Raw genomic sequence first — 19834 nt, 5'->3', positions numbered from 1 at the left:
GGGTTGCCCGCGACCTTCAGCGCGGTGCGTGGGTTGCCCGCCGCGGCCTCCAGTCCGGTGAGTGGGCTGCCCGCGACCTCCAGCGCGCCTCCAGCGGCTCCGACCCCCTAGGCCCCAGGGCCCGGCATCGCTGGGCGCGGCCCTCAACCGGGGGCCGCCCGACGCCGGGCCCCGGCCGCCACCACCACCCGGATCGAGTCCGCAGCGCCGCCAAGGGCGGGCCCGGACCGGTGCCGGAATATGCACCCGCACCGGTACGAAGGGCCCCGCCTCGCCCCGGCCCGGAGTGCACAGCCCCGGGATCGCCCCGGCGCGGCGCGGCGTGCACAGCCCCGCCCCGGCCCGGCGATCCCGGACCTGCCCGGAGCGCCCGGCCCCCGAGGAGGGCGGACCCCGGCCCGGCGCGGAGTGCCCAGACCCGGCCCCTCGCCCAGAGAGCCCGGATCGCTCCCGAGGCGGGAGCCAAGCCCCCGTCCCGCACAGCCGGCCGAGGGGCCCGCCCGTTCGGCGATCAGCGCCCTTCCCGCACGCCTCTCAACTCCGCTTTTCCGACGCGCGTCAAGGCCGTATCGAGCAGGTCGCCAGTAGGCAGAAATTAACGCCCTGCGTATTGCTCGGGCCCGATGAATCCGGCGCTCCGCCGACCGTGCAGCGCGCCAGTAGGCAAAAATTCATGCCCTGTGTGTTGCGAAGCGCGCCCATCCTGTTCGTGTTCGCGGGTGCCTCGTTCGCCCGGGTCGAATGCGTCGCCTCACCTGCGCGGGAGGCCGAACCGTGGGTTGGGGTGCCGGCTGCCGTGGCTGTCGGTACTGCCGTCAGGAACAGGGTTCCGACCATTGCGGCGGCGGCACCCCAGCGCGTAACAGACACAGGAATTTTCATGTGTTCTCCGAGTCTCGTGGAAGCGTTCATGGAAAGCACTGCGGAAAGTGTTGCGAAAGCCGGTGAGCGGCCGGCGGAAGGCTCACGGAGATCCTCTTCGTGCGAGTCGTGACATGGGGTCGTGTTTCTGCCGCCGGTCGCAGGTCGTTCGGCGCCGGAGTCGGGACGGCTTGGTCTGGGGCGGGAGTTGTGTCTTGTGTCACATGGGCAATCCGCTGCCCCTGCGACTCCGAACCTCCTGTGGACAGCGCAGGAAGCGATGTCGGCATCGGAGGCTTGACGGTGGATCTGTACGCCAGGGGAAGTGCGGCGAGGTGTGGCGAGGTTCGCGGACACGCAGGGAATTGGCCATCCCATTGGGTCTGGAATCGGCCCCACCGGGCGCCGGACGTGATCTGACGGCGTAATTCCAGACCGACCCAGCACGATCCGGTCCGACAGTCCGGACGGGCGCGCCGATCGCGCACTCGCCGGTTACTCCTCGGATACTCGCCGGTAATTTCTTTCCGGCACGCGGCCGTTCGAACCCAATCCGACGCGAGGCCGCCGACGCCGCGCCCCGGCGCAGAGGTGAAATACACGTGACCGACGCCCAGCTCCCCTCCGGAACTCCGCACACATATCCTCTGACGGCCGCTCAGCGGGGAATCTGGTTCGCCCAGAAACTCGATCCCGCCGACCCCTCGTTCAACATCGCCGAATACGCGGATGTGCACGGCCGTTTGGAGCATTCCCTCCTGCTGAGAGCCGTTGAGCACGTCGGTGCGGAGATGGAAGCGTTGCGGGTCACATTCGGTGAGCTGGCCGGAATTCCGTTCCAGCGGGTCCACGACCAGGCGCGCATCGGTCTGCCGTTCGTCGATCTGTCCGGGCACGCGGATCCCCACGGCGAGGCGCTGCGGCTGATGGACACGCAGCTGGCGCGGCCCGCCGATCCCGCCGCCGGGCCGCTCGTCGCGATGACGTTGTACCGGCTGGCCGCCGACCGGCATCTCTTTCACCAGCAGGTGCACCACCTCGCCATCGACGGGTACGGCGCGGTGCTCGCGCTCGCCCGGATAGCCGACGTCTACTCGCAGTTGGTCGCCGACCCGGCGAGCGTCGTCGTACTCCGCCCCACTCCCCTCGCGCCGCTGCTCGACGAGGAGCGCGCCTACCAGGAGTCCGGGCAGTACGCCGCCGACCAGGCCTTCTGGTCCGAACACCTCACCGCATCGCCGCCCGTTACCCCGTTGAGCGAAGCGGATACGCACGCTCCCGGGTACGGATTCCACTCGGCCCGCCGGGAGTTCGACGCGGCGCAGACCGCCCGGCTGCGCGGTGCGGCCAAGTCCGCCGGCGTTGCCTGGCCCACCTTCTTCATGGCCGCCATGGCCGTCTACCTGCACCGCAGCCGTGGCGTCGGCGAGGTCGTGCTCGGGTTGCCGGTCACCGGCCGCCGTACCCCGCTCGCCCGCTCCACGCCCGGGATGCTGTCCAACATCCTGCCGATGCGCCTGGAGCTCTCGCCGTCCGACCGGGTCGCCGATGTGGCGAAGCGCGCGTCGGCGCAGGCCCGGAAGGTGCTGCGGCACCAGCGCTACCCGTCCGAGAGCCTGCGCCGCGACCGTGGGCTCGGCGGGGTGCGGGACGCGCTGGCCGGTCCGTCCGTCAATGTGCTGGCCTTCGACGACTCGCTGAGCTTCGGCCCGCACGCGGCGACGCTGCACAATCTGTCGGTCGGGCCGGTCGACGACCTCGCCGTCGCCGTGCACGCGTCGTACGCGGACGGCGGGCTGCGCATCGATCTGCTCGGCAATCCCGCCCGGTACACCCCCGACGAACTGGCCGCCCACCACGAGCGGTTCTGCCGCCTGGTCGAGGCGTTCGCCGCCGATCCGACCGGTCGCATCGGTACCCTGCGGCTCGTTCCCTACGAGGAGCACCGGCGGCTCATCGGGCTCGGCTCCGGGGACCCCGCCCACGGGGACCGGGCCGCGGCACCGGGCAGCACGCTGCCCGAGCAGCTGACCCGGCAGGCCCGCCGGACGCCGGACGAGGCCGCCGTGGTGTCCGGGGACACCCGGCTGACGTTCGCTCGGCTCGACGAGCGGGTCAGCGCGCTCGCCGCCGAACTCGCCCTGCACGGGTCCGGGCCCGGCGCCCGGGTGGCCGTCTGCCTGCCGCGCTCCACCGATCTCGTGGTCGCGATGCTCGCGGTCATGCGGACCGGCGCCGCGTATGTGCCGGTCGACCCGTCGTACCCCGTCGACCGCATCGCGTACATGATCGAGGACTCCCGGCCCGCCGTCCTCGTCGCGACCGCCGACACCGCCGCGCGCATGTCCGCCGGGCCGGAACTACCGCTGGTGGACCCCTCCGCCGTACGGACAACGGACGCCACGCACCCCTCCGCCGTACGGACAACGGACGGGGCGGAGCCCGCGCCTCCCGTCGTCTCCCCCGCCCCCCACGACGCCGCCTACGTCATCTACACCTCCGGTTCGACCGGCCGGCCCAAGGGCGTCGTCGTCGAGCACCGGTCACTCAGCAACCTGCTTGAGCACCACCGCCGCGAGACCCACGCCCAGGCCGAGAAGTCGCTGGGGCGCAGGCTGCGGGTCGCGCTCACCGCCGCGACCTCCTTCGACGCGTCCTGGGACCCCGTGCTGTGGATGGTCGCCGGGCACGAGCTGCACATCGTCGGCGACGACACCCGCCGTGATCCGCAGGCGCTCGTCGAGTACCTGGTGGACACGCGCATCGACGCCATCGAGACCACGCCCACTTATCTGCGGCAGATGCTGACCGCCGGGCTGCTCAGCGCCCCCGGTCATCGGCCGCGCGTGATCGCGCTCGGCGGGGAGCCGGTCGACGAGGCGCTGTGGAACGAACTCGCCGCGTTCCCCGACCTGTTGGTGTTCAACTTCTACGGGCCCACCGAGACCACCGTCGACGCGGTGACCGCCCGGATCAGTGGCTCGACGCCCGTCATCGGCCGTCCCGTCGCCGGTGCGCAGGCGTACGTACTCGATCCCGCCCTGCACCCGTTGCCGCAGGGTGCGACGGGTGAGCTCTACCTCTCCGGCGAGGGTGTCGCCCGGGGGTACGCGGGGCGGGCAGGGCTCACGGCTGAGCGGTTCCTGCCGGATCCGTTCGGGCCGCCCGGCACCCGGATGTACCGCACCGGGGACCTGGCGCGCTGGAGCGCCGCCGGGGCGCTGGAGTTCTTCGGCCGCAGCGACCGACAGATCAAGGTCCGCGGTTTCCGCGTGGAGACCGCCGAGATCGAGGCCGCCCTGCGCGCCCTGCCGAACATCGACGGGGCCGCCGTCGCCCTGTCCCCCGCACCCGACGGGGTGGAGCGGCTCGCCGCCTACCTGGTGGCCGACCCCACGGGCGAGGCGCCCGACCCCGCGCTGGTGCGCGACGCGCTGGCCGGATCGCTGCCCGAGCACATGGTGCCGACGGCCTACGTGACGGTGCCGAGCCTGCCGCTGACCCCCAACGGCAAGCTGGACACCGACCGGTTGCCGCGCGCCGAGCCGATCGCCGCTTCGGTCGGCGCCGAGCCGCGCACGCCCGAAGAGGCCCTGATGTGCGCGGTGTTCGCCGAGTGCCTCGGCCTGGCGCGCGTCGGCCGCGACGACAGCTTCTTCGCGCTCGGCGGGCATTCGCTGCTCGCGACCCGGCTGGTCGGCCGGATCCGCGACCGCTTCGGCGCCGAGATCCCGATCCGGGCGCTGTTCGAGACGCCGACCCCGGCCGCGCTGGCCGGGCTGCTCGGTGCGGCGGCGCCCGCCAGGGCCGGCGTCACCGCTGCTGTTCCGCGTCCTGGGCGCGTGCCGCTGTCGTTCGCCCAGCAACGGCTGTGGCTGCTCGACAAGATGGGGGACGCGGGTGCTTCGTACCAGCTGCCGATCGCCCTGCGGCTGTCCGGGGCGCTCGACCGCGCCGCCCTCGCGCACGCGCTGCGTGACCTGGTGGGGCGGCACGAGAGCCTGCGGACCCTGTTCGCCGAGGACGAGGACGGGCCGTATCAGCGAGTCGTCCCGGCCGGCGCCGCAGAGCCCGTGCTGATCGTGAAGGAACCGGGAACCGCCGTGCGGCCGGACGTCACCGGCTTTGCCCTCGACCGGGATCTGCCGCTGCGCGCCGCGCTGTTCCCCGTCGACCCCCACACTCATGTGCTGCTGCTGACTTTGCATCACATCGCGGCCGACGGTTGGTCGATGGGACCGTTGATGCGCGATCTCTCCGACGCGTACGCCGCGCGTCGTCATGGTGGCGCGCCCGCCTGGGAGCCGCTGCCGGTGCAGTACGCCGACTACGCGCTGTGGCAGCGCGCCCTGTTGGGCGACCCGCGCGAGGAGGGCAGCCTCGCCCGGGGGCAGCTGGCCCACTGGGCCGCCACCCTCGACGGGCTCCCGCCGGAGTCGGCGTTCCCCGCCGACCGGCCGCGCCCCGCCCGTCCGTCCGGCCGGGGCGGGGCCGTCCCGCTGCACATCGACGCACCCGCGCACCGGGCGCTCGTCCGGCTGGCCGCCGCTTCCGGCGCGAGCAGCTTCATGGTGCTGCACGCGGCGCTGACCGCCCTGATGGCTCGGCTCGGCGCGGGTGACGACATCGCGGTCGGCACCCCGGTCGCGGGCCGCACCGACGAGAAGCTCGCCGACATGGTCGGGTTCTTCGTGAACACGCTCGTGCTGCGGGTGGACGCGTCCGCCGACCCCACCTTCAGTGAGCTGGTGCGCCGGGCCCGGCGCACGGACCTCGCGGCGTACGCGCACCAAGAAGTGCCCTTCGACCGGATCGTGGAAGAGCTCGGCCCGTCCCGCTCGATGTCCCGGCACCCGCTGTTCCAGGTGATGCTGAGCCTGAACAACAACAGCGTGCCGCACGCCTCGCTCGACGGGCTCACCGTCCGCCACGACCCCTCCGTGGGCCGCACCGGTGCCAAGTTCGACCTGACCTGGGACCTGGTGGAGCACCACGACGGCGCGGGCGCGCCCACCGGAATCAGCGGCGAGCTGGAGTTCAGCGAGGACTTGTTCGACCGCAGTACCGCCGGCCGCTTCGCCGAACACTTCGGCCGCCTGCTCGCCGCGCTCCTGGCCCAGCCCGAACTGCCGTTCACCGACGCCGGGTTCCTCAGTGCCGAGCAGCGCCGCGCCGCGCTCGACGAACTGCCCCGGGGCTCGCTCGTGCCGTCGTCGGAGGCCGGGCTCGTCCCCGCGACCGCCGACGGGCCCGACTGGACCCTCACCGACGTCTTCACCACCCGCGCCGTCGTCACCCCGGGCCGCACCGCCGTGGTGGCCTCCGACGGCCGTCTGACCTTCGGGGACCTCCTTGAGCGCAGCGAGCAACTGGCCTCCCTGATCGTGGAGTCCGGGGTTTCGCGCGGCGACCGGGTCGCGGTCGCGCTGCCCCGGACCTCGCTGCACATCGTCGCGCTGCTCGCGGTGCTGCGCGCCGGAGCGGTGTATGTGCCGCTGGACCAGTCCCACCCCCGTGGCCGCAACCAGCTGATCCTGGACAGCGCGGCCCCGCGGCTCGTGCTGACCACCGAGGCGGCGCGGGATTCGCTGCCGCCCCTGAGCGACGTCCTGCTGCTGGACGCCGCCGGACGGCTCCCGTCGGCCGCCGACACGCGCGCACCGCTGCCGGGGCCGCGTCCCCGTGACGCCGCGTATGTGCTCTACACCTCCGGGTCCACCGGCCGCCCCAAGGGCGTCGTCGTCGAACACCGGTCGCTGGCCAACCTGTTCAGCAGCCATCAGGAGCGGCTGATGGCGCCCGCCGAGGCGGAGAACAACGGGCTGCCGCTGCGGGTGGCGCTGACCGCCGCCGCGACCTTCGACGCGTCCTGGGACCCGCTGCTGTGGATGATCGCGGGCCACGAGCTGCACCTGGTCGACCACGAGACGCGCCGCGACCCGGAGGCGCTGACCGCGTTCCTGCACCAGCGTGCGATCGACGTCGTCGAGACCACGCCGTCCTTTGTCGAGCAGCTCAGGGCCTGCGGCCTGTTCGCACCCGGCCGACCGCGCCCCCGGGTCCTCGCCCTCGGCGGCGAGGCCGTCAACGAGTCGCTGTGGAACGAGCTGGGCGCGCTGCGCGATGTCGCCGTGTGGAACCTTTACGGGCCCACCGAGGCCACCGTCGACAGCGTCATGGGCCGGATCGGCGCGGGCACCCGCCCGCACCTGGGTCACCCCGTGTCGCACACCCGCGCCAGGGTCCTCGACGCGCGCCTGGGGCCCGTCGCCCCCGGCGCCACCGGTGAGCTCTACCTCTCGGGCGCCGGTCTGGCCCGTGGGTACGAGGGCAGCCCGCCCGGCACCGCCGCGCGTTTCCTGCCCGACCCGTACGGCCCGACGGGCTCCCGCATGTACCGCACCGGTGACCTCGTCCGGCTGCGCGAGGGGCGGCTCGAATACGTGGGGCGCGCCGACGGGCAGATCAAGGTCCGGGGCTTTCGCGTGGAGACCGGCGAGGTCGAGGCCGAGCTGATCCGGCACACCGGCGTGGCGCAGGCGGCCGTGGCCGTACGGCCCGACGCGTCCGGCGCCGGGCGGCTCGTCGCGTGGGCCGTGGCCTGCGACGGTCAGGAGCTGTCGGCCCGCGCCCTGCGCGCCTTCGCCGCCGACCGGCTGCCCGAGTACATGGTGCCGTCCGTCGTCGTCCCGGTGGCGGAGCTGCCGCTGACCGTGCACGGCAAGGTGGACTTCGACGCGCTGCCGCTGACCACCGGTCCCGAGCGGATCGTCGTGGATCCGCCGCACTCCGCGCAGGAGGAGATCCTGTGCGCGCTGTTCGCGGAGAGCCTCGGGCACGAACACGTCGCCAGGAGCGACGACTTCTTCGAACTCGGCGGCCACTCACTGCTCGCCACCCGGCTCATCGGCCGCATCAGGTCGGCGTTCGGCGTGGAGCTGCCGGTCCGCGCCCTGTTCGAGTCGACCACACCCGCGGCCCTCGCCGAGCGCCTCGGCGAGGCGGGCGCGGCCAGGCCCGCGCTGCGGCGCGCCACCCGTCCAAAGCGCCCGCCGCTGTCCGCCGCCCAGCGCCGGCTGTGGTTCCTGCACCGGATGGATCCGGACGACGCGGCGTACCACATCCCCATCGCCGTCGAGCTGACCGGCGGCCTGGACCGCGAAGCGCTGCACTGCGCGCTCGCCGATGTGGTGGCCCGGCACGAGAGCCTGCGCACCCTGATCCAGGAGAGCGGCGAGGAGCCGTACCAGGCGGTGCTCGCACCGGGGGACGCACGCCCCGGGCTGCCGCTCACCCGGGTCGCCGAGGTATCACTGCCCGGAGCGCTGCGTGACGCTGCGACGCGGCCCTTCGACCTGACGGGTGAAATACCCCTGCGCGCCGAGCTGTTCGCGCTCGCCGACGACCGGCACGTGCTGCTCCTCACCGTGCACCACATCGCCGCGGACGGGTGGTCCATGGGGCCACTGGCGCAGGATCTGGCCGGCGCGTACACCGCGCGTACCGCGGGCCGGGCGCCCAACTGGGCTCCGCTGCCCGTCCAGTACGCCGACTACGCGCTGTGGCAGCGCGCACTGCTGAGCCACCCCGACGGCACCGGCCATGTCGACGGCCGCGATTCGCTGGCCGACCGCCAACTCGCCTACTGGGCGGCGCAGATGACGGGCGCCCCGGAGGAGACGCCGCTGCCTGCCGACCGGCCCAGGCCCACCGGGTCCACCGCGTCCACCGGCCGGGGCGGCACGGTGTCCCTGGCTCTCCCGGCGGACGTCACCGAGGCCGTGTCGCGGCTGGCCAAGTCGTCCGCGACCAGCACCTTCATGGTGCTGCACGCCGCCCTGGCCGTACTCCTCGACCGGGTCGGGGCCGGGGACGACATCACCGTCGGCACCCCGGTCGCCGGGCGCACCGACGAGGCGCTCGACGGGCTCGTCGGGTTCTTCGTCAACACCCTTGCCCTGCGCGTCAGTACGGCGGGCGGGCCGACGTTCCGGGAGCTGCTGGCCCGGGTGCGGGAGACCGACCTCGCCGCCTACGCCCACCAGGAGCTGCCCTTCGAGCGGCTCGTGGAGGAGCTGCAGCCCGCCCGCTCCCTCACCCGCCACCCCCTCTTCCAGGTCATGCTCACCCTGAACAACACCCAGGCCCCGCGCCTCGATCTGCCGGGGCTGCACGCGCGGCTCGACGGGGTGGGCACCGGGGGCGCGAAGTTCGACCTGTCGTTCAGCTTCACCGAGCGCCCGGACGGCGCGGGCACGGGCCGGGTCCTGGAAGGGACCCTGGAATTCAGCCGGGACCTGTTCGACACCGGCACCGCGCAGCGCCTCGCGGACTGGTTCGGCCGCCTCGCCGCGCGGGCCGTCATCGACCCGGACTCCCCGGTGCACGCCCTGGCGCTGCTCGACGGGGACGAGGAGGCCGCCCTGGTGGCGCTCGGCGACGGCGGTCCCGGCTCCGGCGCCCCGGCGACCGTCCTCGACCGGTTCGCCGAGACGGTCACCGAGGCCCGCAGCGGTGACATCGCGGTCACCGCCCCCGACGGCCGGCTGTCCTTCCCGGAACTGGACGTACGGTCCGACCGCATCGCCGCTCTCCTCGCCTCCTCGGGCGTCGGCCGCGGCGACCGGGTCGCGGTCCTGCTGCCCCGCTCCACCGACTCGATCGCGGCCCTGCTCGGCGTGCTCAAGGCGGGCGCGGTCCACGCCCCGGTGGACACGAGCCTCCCGGCGGGCCGGATCGGGGCCGTCCTGGACGACGCCCGCCCCACGCTGGTCCTGGCCACCCGCGCCACCGCGCCGGACGGCTACCCCCATCTCCTGCTGGACAACGGCGAAACCGCGCGCTCCCTCGGCCTCCCGGCCGTCGCGCCGCCGCGCCCGGCGCCCGGGGACGCCGCGTACCTCATCCACACCTCGGGCTCCACGGGCCGCCCCAAGGGCGTCCTGGTCGGCCACGGTTCGCTGGCCCGGCTGCTCGCCCACCACCGCCGCCATGTCTTCGCACACGCCGTGCGCGACACCGGCAGGGCCCGGCTCTCGGTCGCGCTGACCGCCGCGCTCTCCTTCGACGCGGCCTGGGACCCGGTGCTGTGGATGATCGACGGCCACCAGCTGCACCTCGTGGACGACCTGACCCGGCGCGACCCCGAGGCCCTGGTGGAGAGCGTGCGCGCCCGGCGCCTCGATGTGCTGGAGACGACCCCGACACACGCCGGTCAGCTGCTCGCCTCCGGCCTGCTCACCTCCGGCGCGCACCGCCCGGCCGTCCTGATCCTCGGCGGCGAGGCCGTGCCGCCCGCCTTGTGGACCGAGCTGAACTCCACGCCCGGCGTGCGCTGCTGGAACTTCTACGGGCCCACCGAGGCCACTGTCGACACCCTGACTGCGCCCCTCGCGGCCACCGCCCGCCCGGTCCTCGGCGACCCGGTGGCGGGCACCCGTACGTACCTCCTCGACGGGCGGCTGCGCCCCACCCCGCCCGGCGTGACCGGTGACCTGTACCTGGCCGGCGACAGTCTCGCCCTGGGGTATCCGGGCAGGCCGGGCGAGACGGCCGGGGTCTTCCTGCCCGACCCGCACGGCCCGACCGGCTCGCGGATGTACCGCACCGGCGACCGCGCCCGCCGCACGGCCGCGGGCGACCTGGAATTCGCGGGGCGCTCCGACGGCCAGCTCAAGATCCGCGGCTTCCGCGTCGAACCCGACGAGATCGCCGCGGTGCTCCGGGCCCACCCCCTGACGGCCGAGGCGGCCGTGACGGCGCACGAGGGCGCCGACGGACCCGAGCTCGCCGCCTACGTCGTACCCGCCGAGGGATTCCCGCCGGACGGGCTCGACTCCGTACGCGAGTACGCCGCGCGCCAACTGCCGTCCTACATGGTCCCGTCGGGCTGGGTGACGCTGGAGCGGATCCCGCTGACCCCCAACGGCAAGCTCGACCGCGCCGCGCTGCCGCCGCCCGCGCCGCGCTCGGCGGGGGACGCGACGGGGCGCGCCCCGCGCAATCCGCGCGAGGACGTCCTGTGCTCGCTCTTCGCCGAGATCCTGGGCCTGGAGCGGGTCTCCGTCGACGACGACTTCTTCGCACTCGGCGGCCACTCCATGCTCGCGACCCGGCTCATCGGCCGGGTGCGCGCCGCACTGGGCGTGGAGGTCAGCATCCGGGCCCTCTTCGAGGCCCCGACCGTCGCCGCCCTGGCGGAGCGCATCGCGGACGGCGGCGAGGACAACTCCCTCGCCACGCTCCTGCCGCTGCGCACGGCCGGAAGCAACCCACCGCTGTTCTGCGTCCACCCGGCGGGCGGGCTCGCCTGGTCGTACGCCGGTCTGCTGCCGCACCTCGGCGAGAACCAGCCGCTGTACGGGCTCCAGACCCCGAACCTGGACGGCACCTCGGACTTCCCCGACCGCATCGAGTCGATGGCCGCGATCTACGTGGCCGAGCTGCGCACGGTCCAACCGCACGGCCCGTACCACCTGTTCGGCTGGTCCTTCGGCGGCAACCTCGTCCAGGAGATGGCGGTGCAGCTCCAGGAGGCGGGCGAGGAGGTCGCACTGCTGGCCGTGGTCGACGCGTTCCCGTTGGCGCCACTCGACGATCTGGACAGCGCCTCGCGCGACACGGTCTTCCGGGCCCTGCTGTCCAACCTCGGGGTCGACGCGGCGGCGCTGGACGGCGCCGCGAGCGTCGACGCGACGGCCGTACGCGACGAGTTCCAGCGGATCGGCTCCCCGCTCGGCTCGCTCGAACCGGCCACGATCGACGCCATGGTGGACAACTTCGCCGGTCAGGCCCGGCTGATGCGGGCCTACACCCCACGGACGTTCCACGGACAGGTGCTCTTCTTCACCGCCACCGAGGGCCGCCCCGACGACACCTTCGGACTCGACCTGTGGGCGCCGTACATCTCGGGGCCCATCGAGAACCACGACGTGGCGTGCACGCACGCCCAGATGATGCAGCCGACCGCCCGCGAGCAGATCGGTACCACCGTGGCCGCGTCCCTGCGCGCCATCCACCGCACCGCACGAGGAGATCTGTCATGACCAACCCCTTCGACGACCCGCGCACCGAACACCGCGTGGTCGTCAACTCCGAGGAACAGCACGCCCTTTGGCCTTCGTTCGCCGACATACCCGCGGGCTGGGACCAGGTCTTCGGACCGGCCGATCAGAGCGCGTGCCTGGAATACGTGGACCGCAACTGGACGGACATCACGCCCAGGAGCGCGCGCGTGCACGTCGGATGAGCGGGCGACGGCGTGCGTCCGACCGGCGCGAGACGGGGAGCCCGGCCCGGCCGGGCTCCCCCGCCATCCGCGCCGAGGGGCTCACCAAGAGGTTCGGCGACAAGCAGGCCCTGGACGGCGTGGACTTGGAGGCACCGCCCGGCACCGTGCTGGGCGTCCTGGGGCCCAATGGGGCCGGTAAGACGACCACCGTGCGCATCCTGTCGACCCTGCTGCGGCCGGACGCCGGCCAGGCCTGGGTGGCCGGGTTCGATGTCCTGCGCGATCCCGAGGGCGTACGCGGCAGGCTGGGCCTGTCCGGGCAGTACGCGGCGGTCGACGAGAAACTCACCGGGCGGGAGAACCTCTACCTGGTCGCCCGCCTGTACGGCATGGGGCGCTCGACCGCCCGGCGCAGGGCCGACGAACTCCTCGCCAGGTTCAGCCTGGAGGAGGCCGCCCACCGGCCCAGCGGGACCTTCTCCGGCGGCATGCGGCGGCGCCTCGACCTGGCCGGGGCCCTGGTGGCCCGGCCCGCGGTCGTCGTACTCGACGAGCCCACCACCGGCCTCGACCCGCGAGGCAGAGCCGACACCTGGAGCTGCATCCAGGAACTGGTGGCGGAGGGCACGACCGTCCTGCTCACCACCCAATACCTTGAGGAGGCCGACCAGTTGGCGGACAGCATCAGCGTCATCGACCAGGGCAGGGTCATCGCCCACGGCACCTCCGCGCAGCTGAAGGCGCGGGTGGGCGGCGAGCGGCTCAGCCTCACCGTGCCGGACCCGGCCGCCCGGTCGACGGCGTACGAGATCATGGGCGCGCTCGGCCCGCACACCCCCGAGCCGGACCCGCGCACCGGCCGCCTCTCGGTCACCACGGAGCACGGCGCGCGGACCCTCGAATACGCGCTGGGCTTCCTGCGCCAGGCCGGGATCGCGGTGCACGACGTGGAGCTGGCGCCGCCCACCCTCGACGACGCGTTCCTCGCGCTGACGGGGCAGGTGGCGAAGGGGTCGGTGGCGGACGCTGCCGCGCCCGAGCCGACCGTGCCCGGCCCGGTCACGCCCGCACCGGCTGTGGCGGAAGTCGAGACCACCGCGAGGCTGCGGGTCACCGCGCCCGCACCGCCACCTTCCGTACCCGCGCCCGCACCGTCGACACCTCCGTCCTCACCCGCCCCCGTGGAGGCATCGTGACGTCCGTGCGGCGGGTCGCGCGGGACTCCACGATCATCGCGTGGCGCAATCTGCTGAATCTGCGCCGTACCCCGGGGTCGGTGATCGCCGCCCTCGTCCAGCCGGTGATGTTCGTCCTGCTGCTCGCCTATGTCTTCGGCGGCAGCCTGGGCGGCGCCGACTACCGCACGTTCCTGATGGGCGGCATCTTCGCGCAGGCCGTCACCTTCAACGCCGCCTTCACCGCGCTGGGGCTCGCCCACGACATGGACAAGGGGATCGTGGACCGGTTCCGTTCGCTGCCCATGCCGCGCATGGCGGTGATCCTCGGGCGGACGCTGTCGGACCTGATGATGAGCGTGGTCACGCTGACCGTGACGTCCTTGTGCGGGCTCCTCGTGGGGTGGCGCATCGGTACGTCCTTCGGCGAGGCGGCGGCCGGCTATCTGCTCATCCTGCTCTTCGCGTTCGCCATGTCGTGGGTGGGAGCGGCCATCGGTCTGATGGCCCGCAGCGTCGAGGTGGCCCAGAGCGCCGGGCTGATCTGGCTCTTCCCGGTCACGTTCATCTCGTCCGCGTTCGTCTCGACCGCCTCCATGCCGGGCCCGCTGCGTACGGTCGCCGAGTGGAACCCGGTGTCGGCCACGGCGTCGGCGGTGCGCGAACTGTTCGGCAATCCGCCGCCCGGCGGCATCGCGGTCGGTGACGCGTGGCCCGTCGTGCACGCCATCCCGTACGCGCTGCTGTGCGCGTGCGTGATCATCGGCGGGTTCATGCTGCTGGCCCTGCGGAGGTTCCGGCAGATCACCATCGGATGAGCACGACCCCGGCGGGCCGGTGGCGGAGGCGGGGACCGTACCTTGGTGGGGTGTACCGGTTCCTGCTGACGCCCCGCTGGTGGGGTCTCCACCTCTTCGTCGTGCTGGCCATCCCCTTCTGTGTCCTGATGGGTTCCTGGCAGCTCGGCCGGTTCGAAGACCGCGTCGAGTCCCACCGGGCCGAGGAGGCGAAGCCGGATCCGGGCAAGCAGCGCGCCGTACCGCTCGACGAGCTGCTGCCCGTCGACACCGAAACGTCCGGGCGGCACGCCACGGCGACCGGGCGGTACGCGGAGCAGTTCGTCGTGCCCGGCCGGAAGCTGGACGACAGGCTCGGCTCCTACGTACTGACGCTGCTGCGCACCGACGACGGCAAGGCGCTGCCCGTCGTACGCGGCTGGCTGCCGTCAGGTGCCAAGGCCCCAGCCGCGCCTCCGGGCGAGGTCACCGTGAGCGGCGCGCTCCAGGCCTCCGAGAACGCGAGCACCGACGGGGTCGACGCGGAGGGCGGCCTGCCCAAGGGCCAGTTGGGGATGATCAGCGCGGCTTCGCTGGTGAACCTCGTGCCGTACGACATGTACGACGCCTGGGTCACCCTCAGCGAGGGCGACGCCGGGCTCCGGCCCGTCCCCGCGGTGGCTCCGCAGGGCAGCGGCCTGGACCTCAAGGCCTTCCAGAACCTGGGCTACACCGGCGAGTGGTTCGTCTTCGCGGGCTTCGTGGTCTTCATGTGGTTCCGGCTGGTCCGGCGCGAGGCCGAGGCCGTACGGGACCTCGCTCTCGGCATCCTGCCGGAGGAGGTCGGCCCGGTGAACGCGGAAGCGACCCCCGGCGCCGAGACCCCCGGCGCCGAGAAGGAAAGCGCCGAGAGCGGCGCGGTCGGCGGCGGCAAGAGCGCCTGAGGCGCGGCGGCCCGGGGCACGAGCGCCGGAGCACCGGGCGCCGGGGCCACCGGGTTTGAGAGGCCCGAGTACGGTCGCGACCGCCCCGTCTGCTCCCCTCCGGGTCCCCGTCCCGCTACGACGCTTCCAGCACGCCCGTGCGGTAGATCGTGCCCGCGCACGCGTTCGGGATGTTCGCCGCGGCTCCCGGCGCACCCGATTCCGGCGTGTGGGTCACCGCGATACTGCCGTCCTCCGTGGTTCCGTCGCCCTCGCCGAGCTGCGTCTCCGCGCCGCTCTGGCCCGAGTCGCCACTGCCAGTGCCGGTGCCGGTGCCGCCGTTGCCCGTGCCCTCGGTCGTTCCGGCGGTGCCGTCCGAGGGTGAGGGGTCGGGCGAGGGGTTGGCCGACGGGCAGCTTCCCGTCGGCACCCAGGCGAACTTGACCTCGTACGCCATGTCCGGCGCGAGGACCAGGCGGGTCGCCTCCTGCGAGGGGTCGGGCAGCCCTGCCGCCGCGTCGCCCGAGGTGTGCTCGACCACGTCGATCCGGCCGGAGTCGGCCGCGCCCAGCGCCTGGAAGTTCACCGATCCGGTGCCCGCGACCGTGCAGTCCTGGCCCGACACATTGGCGATCCGGAAGGTCCCGTAGACCTTGCCGTCGGCGTCCGGGGCACCCGTGCCCGCGGAGACGCCCAGCTGGTTCGGCTCGCAGGTCGGCGACGACACGGACACCGTCCCCGAGGAGCCGACGTCACCCGCGCCTCCGGCGCTCGTGCCGGCGCCGGGTGAGTTCTCGCTCGGGTCCTTGTCCTGGTCGGGCTTCTTCGACTCGTCTTTGGAGGTCGGCTTGCCCGAGGGCTCGCTCTCCACCTTCCTGCCGTCCGGCGTGCGCGTCTCGGCGCCCGTGCCGCCCTGGGTGTCCTGCCCGTGGCCCGCCACGGCGGGGCGCTCGTCGGCCGCTCCGTCGGACTTCGCCACGTGCACGAAGGCCGGGATCGCGGTGCCGACGAAGAGAGCCGCGGCGGCCATCCCGACGATGACCTGGCGCCGCCGGACGCGTCGGGCCGGGACGGCCCTGCGCAGGTGCTCCAGGGCGTCCTCGGAGGGCTCAAGCTCCTGCACGGCGCTGCGCATCATCCGGCGCAGCGCGAGCTCGTCCGCGCCGTGCGTGCCGGTGTCGCCTTCCGCGCCGGGTGCGGGGGTGCCCGTGCCGTGCGCGGGGGTGCCCGCCGGATGCGCCCGGTCGTCGGTGCCGGGGGTGTCCGGCCCGTTGTTCAGCATCGCGTTCCCAGTCAGGTCTCTCAGCAGCCTGTCCGGCCAGTCAGTCTCGTCCGGGCCCTCGGAGTCCGGGCCGGTCGCTTCCCGGTCCGCGGGCTCCACCCGAGTGGGTTCGTCCGGTCCGTCCGGGCCACGCTGCCCGAATCGTTCCTGCTCGCTCATGCCATGGCCTCCATGACGACGCGCAGCGCCGCGATGCCCCGCGAACCGTACGCCTTCACCGAGCCCAGTGATATGCCCAGCGTCTCGGCGACCTGGGCCTCGGTCATGTCCGCGAAGTACCGCAGCGACAGCACTTCCCGCTGGCGGCGCTGGAGGCCGCGCATCGCCTTGATCAGGGCGTCGCGCTCCAGCTGGTCGTACGCCCCCTCCTCCGCGCTCGCCATGTCCGGCATCGGCTTGGAGAGCAGCTTCAGGCCGAGTATGCGGCGGCGCAGTGCGGAGCGGGACAGGTTGACCACGGTCTGGCGCAGGTAGGCCAGGGTCTTCTCGGGGTCACGCACCCGGTTGCGCGCCGCGTGCACGCGGATGAACGCCTCCTGGACGACGTCCTCGCAGGACGCGGTGTCGTCGAGGAGCAGGGCCGCGAGACCCAGCAGGGACCGGTAGTGCGCACGGTAGGTCTCGGTGAGGTGATCGACTGTTGTGCCCGCTGCCATGACGTCTTCAGCGCCCTCGCGCGAGGACGCGATGGCCGAAGGGCGCGCGGCCGGCATGGGTGCGATCACCGGCATGCCACCGGGTGCACGGGGCCTCCGGAGCGGCAGCACTGTCGCGCCACGTCCCGGGACTGCTGTGATGTCGAGTACCTCTGCCACGCCTGTTGGACACGCTTCCCCCCGACAGGGTTGTACGCGAGAGACACCGCATTTGATGGTGAGACAAATGCCCGCATGCGCACCAACCCTTCCTGAATGCCCTATTTATGCGCCGATCCGCAGGGCGATCACGAAGACGCTCTCCCCCAACTGCCCGGTTGCAGCAAGGGGGAGAGCGAATAATCGAACACAACAACATCCCAGTTCAAGTGGTACAGACCTGCGACTTGATCACAAACTATTCACAGGTCGCACAAATTCCTCCGCTTACGACGCCCGCGGTTCGGCGGCGACCAGCTCGGCGATCTGGGCCGTGTTCAGCGCGGCACCCTTACGGAGATTGTCCCCGCACACGAAGAGTTCGAGCGCCATGGGGTCGTCCAGCGACCGCCGCACGCGTCCCACCCAGGTCGGGTCCGTACCCACGACATCGGCCGGTGTGGGGAACTCCCCCGCCGCCGGGTTGTCGAACAGCACCACACCCGGCGCGGTCGCCAGGATCTCGTGCGCCCGCTCGACCGTCACCTCGCGCTCGAAGCGCGCGTGCACCGCCAGCGAGTGCGTCGTGATCACCGGGACCCGGACGCAGGTGACGGACACCCGCAGATCGGGCCGGTCCAGGATCTTGCGGGACTCGGCGCGGACCTTGAGCTCCTCCGACGACCAGCCGTCCTCCGCCAGCGCCCCGGCCCACGGCACCACATTGAGGGCCATCGGCGCCGGGAACGGCCCGGTGTCGTCGCCCACCGCCCGGCGTACGTCGCCGGGTCTGGTGCCGAGCTCGGTGCCGGCGACGAGCGACAGCTGCGTGCGCAACGCGTCGACTCCGCCGCGGCCGGCGCCGCTCACCGCCTGGTACGACGCCACGACCAGCTCGGTCAGGCCGAACTCGGCGTGCAGCGCGCCCATCGCCACGATCATCGACAGCGTCGTGCAGTTGGGGCTCGCGACGATCCCGCGCGGGCGGGCCCGCACACAGTGCGGATTGACTTCCGGGACGACCAGCGGCACTTCCGGGTCCATCCGGAAAGCGGCGGAGTTGTCCACCACGACGGCGCCCTTGGCGGCGGCGATCGGCGCCCACCGCAGGGCCACTTCGTCGGGCACGTCGAACATCGCGACGTCGACGCCCTCCAGGCCTTCCTCGGAGAGCGCCATGACCTCGGCCTCCACCCCGCGCACGACCAGCTTGCGGCCGGCCGAGCGGGGGGAGGCGAAGAGTCTGATCTCGCCCCAGACATCGGCGTGCTGGGACAGGATTTCGAGCATGACGGCGCCGACGGCCCCGGTCGCTCCGACGACCGCGAGTGTCGGCTTGCCGGTCACCTGCCGGAGCCTCCGTAGACGACTGCCTCGTCCGACTCGCTGTCCAGGCCGAAGGCGGTGTGCACGGCACGCACGGCCTCGTTGACGTCCTCACCGCGGGTGACCACCGAGATGCGGATCTCGGAGGTCGAGATCAGCTCGATGTTCACACCGGCTGCGGAGAGCGCCTCGAAGAAGCCCGCCGTGACGCCCGGGTTGGTCTTCATACCCGCGCCGACCAGCGAGATCTTGCCGATCTGGTCGTCGTAGCGCAGCGACTCGAACCCGATGACCCCCTTCGCCTTCTCCAGGGCGTCGATGGCCTTGCGGCCCTCGGTCTTGGGGAGGGTGAAGGAAATGTCGGTCAGCCCGGTCGTCGCGGCCGACACGTTCTGCACGACCATGTCGATGTTGATCTCGGCGTCGGCGATGGCGCGGAAGATCGCCGCCGCCTCGCCCGGCTTGTCCGGGACCCCGACGACCGTGACCTTGGCCTCGGAGACGTCGTGGGCGACTCCGGAGATGATGGCCTGCTCCACCTGCTGGTCCCCTTGCGGCTCGTTGCTTACCCAGGTCCCGCGCAGCCCCGAGAAGGACGACCGCACGTGAATCGGGATGTTGTATCGGCGTGCGTATTCGACGCACCGGTGCAGCAGCACCTTGGAGCCGGACGCGGCAAGCTCCAGCATGTCCTCGGAGGAGATCCACTCGATCTTCCGGGCCTTCTTCACGACCCGGGGGTCGGCGGTGAAGACGCCGTCGACGTCGGTGTAGATCTCGCAGACCTCGGCGTTGAGCGCCGCTGCCAGTGCCACGGCGGTCGTGTCCGAGCCGCCCCGGCCGAGGGTCGTGATGTCCTTCTTGTCCTGGGACACACCCTGGAACCCGGCGACGATGGCGATGTTGCCCTCGTCGAGGGCGGTGCGGATCCGGCCCGGCGTGACATCGATGATGCGCGCTTTGTTGTGGACCGAGTCGGTGATGACACCTGCCTGGCTGCCGGTGAACGACTGGGCCTCGTGGCCCAGACTCCGGATCGCCATCGCCAGCAGCGACATCGAGATCCGCTCACCCGCGGTCAGCAACATGTCGAATTCACGCCCGGCAGGGATCGGGGATACCTGCTCGGCGAGATCGATCAACTCGTCCGTCGTGTCGCCCATCGCCGAAACCACGACAACGACCTGGTGGCCGTTCTTCTTGGCATCGACGATTCGCTTGGCGACGCGCTTGATGCCTTCGGCATCGGCAACGGAGGAGCCTCCGTACTTCTGCACGACAAGGCCCACGTGCGCTCCTCGTTAGTCATTACTGCGGTCGGGTCAGTTTACCGAGCGGACCGGGGCCGCCCCGGCCATATCGCATCCTGAGACATAACGCTCACGATGCGACCAGGGGGACCACCCGTGCCCGCTCGGTGGGGATGCCTGCCCGCAGGGACGCAGGGTAGTCGGAACGTGTGGTGGG

At 72.6% G+C, this 19834-nt stretch carries 9 protein-coding genes; 5 read left to right on the top strand and 4 right to left on the bottom strand.

What is annotated here, in order from left to right; all coding sequences use genetic code 11:
* The first annotated feature begins 1463 nt into the window (after positions 1–1463).
* The 5 genes from ACLLJJ_RS19380 to ACLLJJ_RS19360 are packed head-to-tail and all read left to right on the top strand — an operon-like array spanning position 1464 to position 14986.
* Positions 1464–11906 carry an amino acid adenylation domain-containing protein gene (locus tag ACLLJJ_RS19380; protein WP_434593059.1) on the top strand — a complete coding sequence of 3481 codons (10443 nt, stop codon included), beginning with the start codon at positions 1464–1466 and terminating at the stop codon, positions 11904–11906.
* Positions 11903–12109 (top strand): MbtH family protein, encoded by a 207-nt coding sequence (locus ACLLJJ_RS19375; RefSeq protein WP_434593056.1) that lies wholly within the window; start codon positions 11903–11905, stop codon positions 12107–12109. The genes ACLLJJ_RS19380 and ACLLJJ_RS19375 overlap by 4 nt, the downstream gene beginning before the upstream one ends.
* Complete coding sequence (locus ACLLJJ_RS19370; RefSeq protein WP_434593054.1) at positions 12106–13287, top strand: ATP-binding cassette domain-containing protein; 1182 nt, start codon at positions 12106–12108, stop codon at positions 13285–13287. The genes ACLLJJ_RS19375 and ACLLJJ_RS19370 overlap by 4 nt, the downstream gene beginning before the upstream one ends.
* Positions 13284–14084: an ABC transporter permease gene (locus ACLLJJ_RS19365; RefSeq protein ID WP_434593052.1), complete on the top strand. Its 801-nt coding sequence runs from the start codon at positions 13284–13286 to the stop codon at positions 14082–14084. Before ACLLJJ_RS19370 ends, ACLLJJ_RS19365 begins: the two co-directional genes overlap by 4 nt.
* Positions 14085–14134: 50 nt before the next feature.
* Complete coding sequence (locus ACLLJJ_RS19360; protein WP_434593049.1) at positions 14135–14986, top strand: SURF1 family protein; 852 nt, start codon at positions 14135–14137, stop codon at positions 14984–14986.
* Positions 14987–15101: 115 nt separating this feature from the next.
* On the opposite strand, the gene ACLLJJ_RS19355 is transcribed toward ACLLJJ_RS19360, so the two are convergent.
* From ACLLJJ_RS19355 to ACLLJJ_RS19340, 4 genes are all read right to left on the bottom strand, one after another.
* On the bottom strand, positions 15102–16406 hold the full coding sequence (locus tag ACLLJJ_RS19355; protein WP_434593048.1) for a hypothetical protein: 1305 nt from the start codon (positions 16404–16406) through the stop codon (positions 15102–15104).
* On the bottom strand, positions 16403–17062 hold the full coding sequence (locus tag ACLLJJ_RS19350; protein ID WP_434593046.1) for a SigE family RNA polymerase sigma factor: 660 nt from the start codon (positions 17060–17062) through the stop codon (positions 16403–16405). The genes ACLLJJ_RS19355 and ACLLJJ_RS19350 overlap by 4 nt, the downstream gene beginning before the upstream one ends.
* Positions 17063–17329: 267 nt before the next feature.
* A complete protein-coding gene (locus ACLLJJ_RS19345) occupies positions 17330–18388 on the bottom strand; it encodes an aspartate-semialdehyde dehydrogenase (protein WP_434593043.1) in 1059 nt (352 codons plus the stop codon).
* On the bottom strand, positions 18385–19656 hold the full coding sequence (locus tag ACLLJJ_RS19340; RefSeq protein WP_434593040.1) for an aspartate kinase: 1272 nt from the start codon (positions 19654–19656) through the stop codon (positions 18385–18387). Before ACLLJJ_RS19340 ends, ACLLJJ_RS19345 begins: the two co-directional genes overlap by 4 nt.
* Positions 19657–19834 lie beyond the last annotated feature (178 nt).

This window comes from Streptomyces sp. A5-4, from assembly GCF_051131715.1.
Classification (GTDB): Bacteria; Actinomycetota; Actinomycetes; order Streptomycetales; family Streptomycetaceae; genus Streptomyces.
Note: the sequence above shows the minus strand (reverse complement) of the source record. Positions and strands in the feature narration are given on the sequence as shown.

Excerpts from the sequence above, each read along its gene's own strand:
- ACLLJJ_RS19370 (WP_434593054.1), top strand. The coding sequence starts at position 12,106 with ATGAGCGGGCGACGGCGTGCGTCCGACCGGCGCGAGACGGGGAGCCCG.
- ACLLJJ_RS19375 (WP_434593056.1), top strand. The coding sequence starts at position 11,903 with ATGACCAACCCCTTCGACGACCCGCGCACCGAACACCGCGTGGTCGTC.
- ACLLJJ_RS19355 (WP_434593048.1), bottom strand. The coding sequence starts at position 16,406 with ATGAGCGAGCAGGAACGATTCGGGCAGCGTGGCCCGGACGGACCGGAC.